8 protein-coding genes are annotated in these 9,873 nt (G+C 65.1%); all 8 read right to left on the bottom strand.

Features of this window, described 5'->3' with window-relative positions; genetic code table 11:
- A partial coding sequence (locus tag VN706_08355; GenBank protein ID HXT15627.1) for a rod shape-determining protein occupies positions 1 to 846 on the bottom strand: 846 nt, incomplete at its 3' end.
- Between the two features lie 28 nt (positions 847 to 874).
- Complete coding sequence (gene ald / locus VN706_08350) at positions 875 to 1,990, bottom strand: alanine dehydrogenase (GenBank protein ID HXT15626.1); 1,116 nt, start codon at positions 1,988 to 1,990, stop codon at positions 875 to 877.
- A 202-nt stretch (positions 1,991 to 2,192) separates the two neighbouring features.
- On the bottom strand, positions 2,193 to 3,452 hold the full coding sequence (locus tag VN706_08345; protein ID HXT15625.1) for a pitrilysin family protein: 1,260 nt from the start codon (positions 3,450 to 3,452) through the stop codon (positions 2,193 to 2,195).
- Positions 3,453 to 3,563: 111 nt separating this feature from the next.
- Positions 3,564 to 5,822 carry a polyribonucleotide nucleotidyltransferase gene (locus VN706_08340; protein ID HXT15624.1) on the bottom strand — a complete coding sequence of 753 codons (2,259 nt, stop codon included), beginning with the start codon at positions 5,820 to 5,822 and terminating at the stop codon, positions 3,564 to 3,566.
- A 120-nt stretch (positions 5,823 to 5,942) separates the two neighbouring features.
- Positions 5,943 to 6,203 (bottom strand): 30S ribosomal protein S15, encoded by a 261-nt coding sequence (rpsO, locus tag VN706_08335; protein ID HXT15623.1) that lies wholly within the window; start codon positions 6,201 to 6,203, stop codon positions 5,943 to 5,945.
- 127 nt (positions 6,204 to 6,330) lie between these two features.
- Positions 6,331 to 7,767, bottom strand: coding sequence for an RIP metalloprotease RseP (gene rseP / locus VN706_08330; protein HXT15622.1), 1,437 nt, complete (start codon positions 7,765 to 7,767; stop codon positions 6,331 to 6,333).
- A gap of 15 nt (positions 7,768 to 7,782) precedes the next feature.
- Complete coding sequence (gene dxr / locus VN706_08325) at positions 7,783 to 8,910, bottom strand: 1-deoxy-D-xylulose-5-phosphate reductoisomerase (protein HXT15621.1); 1,128 nt, start codon at positions 8,908 to 8,910, stop codon at positions 7,783 to 7,785.
- Between the two features lie 20 nt (positions 8,911 to 8,930).
- The gene (locus tag VN706_08320; GenBank protein HXT15620.1) at positions 8,931 to 9,851 is read right to left on the bottom strand and encodes a phosphatidate cytidylyltransferase; all 921 of its coding nucleotides are present in this window, start codon (positions 9,849 to 9,851) and stop codon (positions 8,931 to 8,933) included.
- Between the last annotated feature and the right edge of the window lie 22 nt (positions 9,852 to 9,873).

The following is a 9,873-nucleotide window of genomic DNA, read 5'->3' as shown; positions in this document are numbered from 1 at the left end:
CGGCGGCGTGATCTCGAGCGCGCGCCGCACCGCGTCGACGATCTGCTGGATCGGCTCCTGGATCGCTTCGCGGATCTCGCTCGAATGGACGCGCACGGTCTTCGGGATGCCGGAGACGAGGTCACGTCCCTTGACTTCCATCTCGCGCTCCTCGCCAACCGGTGCCGCACTTCCAATCTGGATCTTGATCTGCTCCGCCGTCGGCTCGCCGATCAGCAGATTGTAGTTCTTGCGCATGAATTGCACGATCGACATGTCGAGCTCGTCGCCGCCGGTGCGAATGGACGTGTCGCTCACGATGCCCGACAGCGCGATGACGGCGATCTCCGTCGTGCCGCCGCCGATGTCGATCACCATGTTGCCGGTCGGCGTCTCGACCGGCAGCCCGACGCCGATCGCCGCGGCCATCGGCTCCGCCACCATGAACACTTCCTTCGCGCCCGCGCCCAGGGCCGAGTCGCGCACCGCGCGCTTTTCTACTTCTGTAATACCAGAAGGCACACAGACGATGACGCGCGGCTTCACCTTGAAGACGTGATTCTCGATGATGAGCGTCAGGAAGTAACGCAGCATCTTCTCGGTCACGTCGAAGTCGGCGATGACGCCGTCCTTCATCGGGCGCACGGCGATGACACCATCCGGCGTGCGGCCCAGCATGCGCTTGGCCTCGAGTCCCACGCCCTTGATCTTCTTGGTTTCGCGGTCGATGGCGACCACCGACGGCTCGTTGAGCACGATGCCCTCACCCTTGACGTAAATCAGGGTGTTGGCCGTGCCCAGGTCGACGCCGATGGCGTTTGCCGGGAAAAGCGATCCGGATTTTGAGAGGAACGAAGGCCAGCGCATTCAGTACAAGATATTGGGGCTTCAGCAGTTAGGCAATGAACTGTCGCGGATCTTCATAAGTCAGGCCAAAGGCCTCGGCAACCCCCGGATACGTCACACGACCTTCGGTCATGTTCAGTCCCTTGAGCAGCGCCGGATTGTCGCGAAGCGCCTGCTTCCAGCCCTTGTTGGCCAGTTGGAGCGCATACGGGAGCGTCGCGTTGGTCAGCGCCAGCGTCGACGTCCGGGGCACCCCGCCCGGCATGTTGGCTACGCCGTAATGGATGATCCCATCGACGACGTAGGTCGGATTCTCATGCGTCGTCGCATGAATGGTCTCAACGCATCCACCCTGGTCGATCGCCACGTCCACGATCACCGCCCCGGGCTGCATGAGCTTGAGATCTTCCTTGCGGACGAGTTTCGGCGCCTTGGCGCCCGGAATTAACACCGCGCCCACGACGAGGTCCGCCGTCTCGATCTGCTCGAGCACGTTGTGGCGGTTCGAGTGGATCATCACGCAGTTGGCCGGCATGACGTCCGAGAGGTAGCGCAGGCGCTCGAGGGAGAGATCGAGAATCGTGACCTTGGCACCGAGGCCGGCCGCCATCTTCGCCGCGTTGATGCCCACGATGCCGCCGCCCAGGATGACGACCTTGGCGGGGGCGACACCCGGCACACCACCCAGCAGCACGCCGCGCCCCCCGTACAGCTTCTCGAGATACTTGGCGCCTTCCTGCACGGCCATGCGGCCGGCCACCTCGGACATCGGCGTCAAGAGCGGCAATTCGCGCGTCGGCAGCTCGACGGTCTCGTAGGCCACGCAGGTCGCGCCGCTCTTCATGTGCGCGCGCGTCAGCTTCTCGTCGGCCGCGAAATGGAAATAGGTGAACACGAGCTGACCGTGCCGCATGTGCGGCCATTCCTTCTCGATCGGCTCCTTCACCTTCATGATCATGTCGCTGTCCTTCCACACGGTCGCGGCATCGGGAGCGATCTTGGCGCCCACGCCCGTGTACGCTTCGTCGGGAAAGCCGCTGCCGACGCCCGCGCCGGTCTCGACGAGCACCGCGTGTCCCGCCGCCACGAGCGCTTCAGCGCCGGCCGGCACGAGCGCGATGCGGTTCTCGTTCGTCTTGATTTCCTTGGGTACGCCGATCTTCATATTAGTATCTTTGAATTGTTGTCATTCAAATCAACGTGTCATCCCGAGCGGAGGCGCGGAGCGCCGGAGTCGAGGGATCCCCCTCTCAGCGGAGCGCTGTCTATGGCTCCTCCGTCGGGACCGGGGTCCCTCGACTCGCTCCGCTCGCTCGGGATGACGTGCTCCACACCCCGTTCCGCGTCGGAAACTAATTAGCCCCTGCTCAATCCGCGCCTTTCGGACCCAGGCTCAACACCGTCATCCGATCGGGCTCGAAAAACTCGGCGGCCGATCGCGCGACGTCCTCGTCCGAAATGCCGTCGATCAGCGCCAGCAACTCGTCCAGCGTGCGATACGGTTCGCCGTACAACTCCACCGACGCCGCGCGATACATGCGCGACGAGACGCTCTCGAGCGACAGCGTGATCTGTCCCTTGAGCTGCTGGCGGCCCATCGCAATCTCATCCGCCGGCAACCCCTGCTCGGTCACGGAGCGCAGCTCGTGGCGAATGGCGTCGAGTGCCGCGCTCGCCGTATCCGGCGCCGTCGCCACGTACACGCCGTGCATGCCGGTATCGGCGTGAAACGACTGATACGTGTACACCGAGTAGGCCAGCCCGAGCTCTTCGCGCACACGTTGAAACAGCCGCGAGCTCATGCCGCCGCCCAACAGCATGCTCAGAAGCAGCATCGGAAACCGGCGAGGATCGCCGTGCGCGATCGCCTGCGACCCCGCTACGATGTGCGTCTGCGCTCCCTCGCGCGTCACGTGTCGCACGCTCGGCGGCTGGGCCGTCGCCACAGGTGATACGAGCCGAGTCGCGTCGCCTGACGCGACGTCGGCCCAGCCGGCTCTCGCGAGAACGTCGATCAAACGCTCGTGCTCCACGTTCCCGGACGCCGCGACGATCAGCTGGCCGGGATGATAGGCGCGCCGGTGCAGCGCGCGCAGATCGCGCACGCCGAGCGCACTCACCGTCTCGCGTGTGCCGAGGATGGAGTAGCCGTACGGGTGATCGCCCCAGAGGAGCTCGTTGTGCAGCTCGAAAACGAGATCGTCCGGTGTATCCTCGACCATGCCGATCTCTTCGAGGATTACCTTGCGTTCGAGCGCCAGGTCCGTGTCGCGTAGTGTCGGCCGGAAGACGATGTCGCCGATCACGTCCGCCGCGTCGAACAGGTGCTCATCGAGGACGCGGCCCTGATAGACGGTGTGCTCGCGCGAGGTATACGCGTCGAGCGAACCGCCGAGCGCCTCGAGCGAGAGCGCGATCTGGTGCGCGGTGCGGCGCTCGGTGCCCTTGAACACCATGTGCTCGAGCAGATGCGACACACCCATCTTCGCGCGCGTCTCGTGCAGCGACGCGGCGCGTACCCATGCACCAAACGAAACCGACCGTACTCCCGGCATGTGCTCGGAGAGAACGGTCAGTCCGTTGGGCAGAACAGTGCGTTGAAGATCCGTACGGGAGAAGATTGTCATTCCGAGCGCAGCGAGGAATCTGGCATCATGGTCGAGTGGCCGGCCACTCCGAAGGGAAGGCAGATTCCTCGCCTGCGGCTCGGAATGACGAGCGGTATCGCACGGCGCGAGCTAGTCGCGGCGCGAACGCTCCCCGCCGCCGCGACCGCCACGGCCACCGCGCGAACCGCCGCGACCGCCGCCTTCGCTTCGCTCGCGACGCGGACGGTCACCGCCTTCACCACCTTCGCCGCCCTCACCGCCGCTCCGCTCACGCGGCTCGGGCTCGGGCATGCCCTCGGGCCTCGGCACGAGGGCTTTCATAGAAAGGCGCAGACGGCCGCGCTCGTCCCTGTCGATCAGCTTGACCTTCACGCGATCGCCCTTCTTCACGACGTCTTCGGTCTTCTCGGTGCGCTCGTGGCGCATCTCGGAGATGTGGACCAACCCTTCGGTGCCCGGCATGATCTCGACGAACGCGCCGAACGGCGTCGTCGTCTTCACCATGCCTTCGTACGTCTCGCCAACGACCGGCTCGGCGGTGAGTGCGGCGACCATCTGCCGCGCGCGCTCCATCGACTCGCCGCCAACCGCGGCGATCGTGACCAGGCCCGTATCGTCGACGGTGAGCTCCGCGCCCGTTTCGTCTTGAATGCCGCGAATCGTCTTGCCCTTGGGACCGATGAGATCGCCGATCTTCTCGGGACTGATGTTCATCGTCACGATGCGCGGCGCCCACGGCGACAGATCGCCGCGCTTCTCGGGCAGCGCCTTGTCCATCTCGCCGAGGATGTGCAGGCGGCCTTCCTTCGCCTGCGCGAGCGCTTCCTTCATGATCTTGAGGTCGAGCCCCTCGATCTTGATGTCCATCTGAATGGAGGTGATGCCCGTGCGCGTGCCGGCGACCTTGAAGTCCATGTCGCCCAAGTGATCCTCGGTTCCGAGAATGTCGGTGAGGATCGCGTACTTGCTGCCTTCCTTGATCAAGCCCATCGCCACGCCGGCGACCGCCGCGTGAATCGGCACGCCCGCATCGAAGCACGCGAGCGACGCGCCGCAGACCGACGCCATGGACGACGATCCGTTCGACTCGAGAATGTCGGACACGATGCGAATCGTGTACGGGAATTCCTCGAACGCCGGCAACACGCCCTGAATTGCGCGCTCGGCGAGATTGCCGTGGCCGATCTCGCGGCGCGAGGTGCCGCGCATCGGCCGCACTTCGCCGGTGGAGAACGGCGGGAAGTTGTAGTGCAGCATGAACGACTTCGTCGATTCCTTCGGCTCGTTCACACTTTCATAACGCTGCACGTCGTTGGCAGTGCCGAGTGTGGCAGTGACCAGCGCCTGCGTCTGTCCGCGCGTGAACAACGCGGAACCGTGCGCGCGGGGAATCAGGCCGGTGTCGATCGTGATCGGACGCACTTCGTTCGACTTGCGGCCGTCGACGCGGAAGCCGGTGTCGAGCACCTGCGAGCGAAGCTGCGTGTACTCGACGTCGCCGAGCAGCGTCTTGATGTCCTTGCTGTTGTCGGGGAAGTCGGTCATCAGCCCTTCGGCGATTTCCTTCTTCACCTTCTCGACCGCTTCGATGCGCGTGTGCTTGTCCTTCTGATTGAGCGCATCCTTGATCTTGCCGTTCGCGAGGTCGTTGACCTTGGCGCTGAGCGTCTTGTCGATCTCGGCCTTTTTCCACTCCATCTTCTTCGGGCGATCGCTGCCCATCTGCTTGAGCAGTTCTTCCTGCGCGGCGATGAGCTCGCGAATGCCCTTCTGTCCGACGGTGAGCGCCTCGACCACGTCTTCTTCCGAGACTTCGAGCGCACCGCCTTCGACCATGTTGATGAAGTCCGTGCCGCCGGCGACGACGATTTCCATGTCGCTGTACGCGAGCTGCTGGAACGTCGGGTTCAGGACCCACTTGTCCTGAATGCGGCCGACGCGCGTGGCGGCGACGGGCGTGGTGAACGGAATCTTCGACGCGTTCAGCGCGAACGACGCGGCGACGAGGGCGAGCACGTCGGCGGCGTTTTCCTGATCGGCGGAGATGACGTAGATGAAGACCTGGACTTCGTTCTTGAAGCCTTCAGGGAAGAGCGGCCGGATGGACCGATCGATAATGCGCGCCGAGAGAATTTCGGCATCGCTGGGGCGTCCTTCGCGCTTGATGTAGCCGCCGGGAATCTTTCCCGCGGCGTAGGTCTTCTCGCGATACTCGACGAGAAGCGGGAAGAAGTCGAGGGGGCTCTGGGTGTCGCTGACGGTAACGGCGGCGAGCACCATGGTATCGCCAAACTGGACGAGCGCGGAGCCGGCGGCCTGCTTGGCCATGCGGCCGGTCTCGATGACGAGCTTACGTCCGGCAAAGGTCTTTTCGACGCGTTGCATCATTGCTCAAAAGCCTGGAAAAAGGCGTGGGACAGCGCGTGACTGCCTGGAAATGTTGTTCGGGGAGATACAAAACGCGCGGGCCGCAATAGGTGCGCCCGCGCGATCGTTCATGCCGTCGATTTAGTACCGGAGGCCCAGTTCCTGGACGATCTTGCGGTAACCGTCGACATCGGTCCGCTTGAGGTAGTTCAGGAGGCGACGGCGTCTTCCGACCATTTTGAGGAGACCACGACGGCTGTGGTGGTCCTTCTGGTGGGCGCGGAAATGGTCGTTCAGATAATTGATGCGGTCGGTGAGAATCGCGACCTGGACGCGGGTCGAGCCGGCGTCGGTTTCGTGCGTGCGGTACTTCGTGACGGTGGGTGCTTTGTCGAAAGCCATGGATCGATGACTGAATGAACGCCGCCACGTTGGCGGCCTGCTGTAGTTAGCGGGTAGCTATGAATGGTAAACAGGGCCTAAGCCGAAGTAAAGCGGGAGCTTGCGGCTCGGCCACAAGCCGAGCCGGTCAGGCTCCGAAGAGGTGTCCGATCCACCCGAACATCTTCGCGAACCCGGCGCGGGTGTCGTTGTACATCACGATCACGAACAACAAGGCAATGGCGAACAGTCCAAACCGCAGGATGTACTCCCGCGTGCGCATGCTGAACGGACTGCCCTTCGCCGATTCCAACACGTTGATCAGAATCTGGCCGCCGTCGAGAATCGGAATCGGAAGGAGATTGAGCACGGCGACGTTGATGCTGAGCAGCGCGATCAGCCGGAACAACACGTCGAAGCCGCTCTGCGCCGCGCTGACCGCCGCGCGCGTGATCGCGATCGGCCCGCCGAGCTGTTTCACGGACTGCTGACCCGTCCCGATCTGGTGGAGCACGCGGAACACCGCGCCCGCATCGGCAAGCGTCACGCGCCAGCCGTAGCCGATCGAAGCAAAAAACGAGACGTCCTCGTGCACGACAGGGTTCCGCGCCGCCGCGCCGATCTTGCCGACCGTGTGCACCGCGCCCGTCTCCGGATCGGGCTCCTCGACCGCTTTCGGCGTGATCGTGAGCGAATCGCGCGCACCGCCGCGCATGAACACGAAGCTCAGCGGCTTGCCCGCCGACGGGCTGACCTCATCCACCATGTCGGTCCACACGCGTACCGAATGGCCGTTGACGCTCACGATCGAATCGCCACGCTGCAATCCCGCGTGCGACGCGGGATCGCCCGGCACGATCGAATCGATCACCGGCGCGAGGAAGTACAATACCGCGTCGGCGATGGTTTCCGGCGTGGCCCCGCGCGCCGCATCGAGCCCGATGCGCATGCTGCTGCGCTGCGTCGTGAATTCCACGACGTCGCCGCTCTCCAGGATGTGCCGCTCGACGTCGTTCCAGCTCGCGACGGGCGAGCCGTTCACGGACTTGATCGTGTCGCCGGTCTGGAGCTGCGCAAGGAGCGGCGCGCCCGGAACGGCTTTGACGCTCCCCACAACTGTTGAGGGGACCACGTCCCGGCCCTGGCGCGCGACCAGCGCCGTGGCGACGACGATCGCGAGCAGCGCGTTCATCACGACGCCCGCGAGCATGATGATGATCCGCCCCCACAGCGGTTTGCTCTCGAACCAGCGATTCTCGGGAACGGGCTTGGGACCGAACGGCACCATCGCGTTCGGATCGAAGTCGGGATCGGTCTCCTTCTTGGCGCCCTGCTCTTCGTTGCCGCCCTCGAGGAACGCCGTCTCCGCGTCGTGGCGCGACGCCATGCGCACGTAGCCGCCGAGGGGCAGCCACGCGAGGATGTATTCCGTCTCGCCGCGCCGAAACTTGAAAATCGACGGCCCGAAGCCGATCGAGAATCGCGGCGCGTAGACGCCCAGCGCCTTGGCGGCGAGGAAATGGCCGAACTCGTGAACGAAGATCACGAGCCCGAAGACGAGAATCGGAGCGAGCCACGCTAGCATGCGATTTGAGCGGTTTTAGCTGGCGAATCGTTCATGAACGTTCCGGCGCGCCGCGGCGTCCGCCGCGAGAACGGCCTCACGGCTGTCGGCGGGCAAACCTGCCAATGCATCGAGCGCGCCCGCGATGGCCGTGCCAATCTCTCCAAAGCGAATGCGCCCGTCGAGAAACAGCGCCACCGCGGCTTCGTTGGCCGCATTGAACACAGCCGGCGCCGCACCGCCACGCCGGCCGGCGGCCACGCCCAGCGCGAACGCGGGAAACTGCTCGGCTCGCACGGACTCGAAGGTCAGCGGCGAACACTTCACCGGGTCGAATACCGGTACACCGGCGTCGGCGACGCGATCCGGATGCGTCAGCGCATACAGCACGGGCAGCTCCATACTTGGCACGCCCAGCTGGGCGAGCACGCTGCCATCCACAAATTCGACGAACGAATGCACGATACTCTGCGGGTGCACCACCACCTCGATGCGATCGTACGGCAGCCCGAAGAGATAGTGCGCCTCGATGACCTCGAGTGCCTTGTTCGCGAGCGTCGCACTGTCCACCGTAATCTTTCGGCCCATCTGCCACGTCGGGTGCCGCAGCGCGTCCTCGAGCGTCGCACGCTCGAGCTGCTCCGGCGTCCACTGCCGAAAGGGACCGCCGGACGCGGTGATGATCACGCGCCGCACATCGACGTCTGGGCGGCCCGTGATGCACTGCAGAATTGCGCTATGCTCGCTGTCGACGGGAATGAGCTCGCCCCTGCCCTGCGCGCAGGCGGCGGTCACGAGCGAACCGGCCATCACGAGTGTTTCCTTGTTCGCGAGCGCGACGCGCTTGCCGCACGCGAGTGCCGCGAGCGTCGCATCGAGACCCGCCGCGCCGACGACGGCGTTCAGGACGATGTCGACGTCGTCGCGTTGCGCGGCTTCGACGAGGCACTCCGGGCCGACGCGCCAACCCGCGTGCGGAGTGACGCCGTTCTTGACGATGCCCACGTATTGCGGATCGAAGCGCGCCGCCTGGTCGCCCAGCAATTCCGCGTTGTTGTACGCGGTCAACGCGGCGACGCGAAACCGGTCGCTTTGCCGCTCGAGCACGCGCAGCGCGGTCGTGCCGATCGACCCCGTCGACCCGAGAATCGCGACTCCGCGCATCACAGAATTCTTATCGCCGCTCACGACGGCGCCCACGTGAGCAGCCACCCGAGCACGACGTACGACACGGGAAGCACGAAAAGCAGACTGTCGACGCGATCGAGCACGCCGCCGTGGCCCGGAATGATGTTCGACGCGTCCTTCACGCCCGCTTCACGCTTGATGAGAGATTCAGCAAGATCGCCGATCTGCGCCGCGATGCTCACGAGCGCACCGAACGCGATGATCCCCACCGGCGGCCACTTGAATCCGAGGTGCGCCGCCGGCCGGAGCGGCCAGGCGGTCCATGCCCACGCGACGATCACGCTCGCCACGAGCCCGCCGAGCGCCCCTTCGACCGTCTTGCCGGGACTCACCGCCGGGATGAGCTTGTGCCGTCCGAACGTGCGCCCGAACGCATATGCGCCGATGTCCGACGCCCACGTGACGAGTAGCGGCAGCAACAGCAGCAAGCCACCGGACGGCACGTCGAACGAGCGAGCGCCGATGCGCATCGCCGCGGGCGCGAACGCGTAGTCCTGATACCGGATGGCGTACGCGTAGCTCAGCGCGCCGCCGGTGTACGCAATGCCGAACGCGGTCACGGCAACGCCGCCGAGCGGTTTGCCTTGCACGCCGCGCATCCAGATCGCGAGGCCGAGCAGCATGAGCATCGCAAGCATGGCGACCGAGGCAACGCCGATCGTCGCGTCCGGGTTGTAGAGATGCAAATAGCGAGCATGCACGACGAGCGGCACGATGCCGGCGACGGCGACGCCGACGTCGTCGAGTGGCGCGAGTCCGCCCGCGCGCGCGATGCGGAAGAACTCCCACGCCGCAAGCGCCGACGCCACCGCGAGCAGCGCGGCAAGCGGCCACCCGCCGAAGAGCACGATGGCGATGGCGACCGGAGCGGCGACGATGCCGAAGAGAATGCGCTTGGTTAGCTCACCGCTCGCCAATTTATCGTTCCTCGCTTCGGCG

The sequence above is a fragment of the Gemmatimonadaceae bacterium genome, assembly GCA_035606695.1.
Taxonomy (GTDB): domain Bacteria; phylum Gemmatimonadota; class Gemmatimonadetes; order Gemmatimonadales; family Gemmatimonadaceae; genus JAQBQB01.
This window is presented reverse-complemented; position numbering and strand designations above follow the sequence as displayed.

Excerpts from the sequence above, each read along its gene's own strand:
- ald (HXT15626.1), bottom strand. The coding sequence starts at position 1,990 with ATGAAGATCGGCGTACCCAAGGAAATCAAGACGAACGAGAACCGCATC.
- VN706_08345 (HXT15625.1), bottom strand. The coding sequence starts at position 3,452 with ATGACAATCTTCTCCCGTACGGATCTTCAACGCACTGTTCTGCCCAAC.
- VN706_08340 (HXT15624.1), bottom strand. The coding sequence starts at position 5,822 with ATGATGCAACGCGTCGAAAAGACCTTTGCCGGACGTAAGCTCGTCATC.
- rpsO (HXT15623.1), bottom strand. The coding sequence starts at position 6,203 with ATGGCTTTCGACAAAGCACCCACCGTCACGAAGTACCGCACGCACGAA.
- rseP (HXT15622.1), bottom strand. The coding sequence starts at position 7,767 with ATGCTAGCGTGGCTCGCTCCGATTCTCGTCTTCGGGCTCGTGATCTTC.
- dxr (HXT15621.1), bottom strand. The coding sequence starts at position 8,910 with ATGCGCGGAGTCGCGATTCTCGGGTCGACGGGGTCGATCGGCACGACC.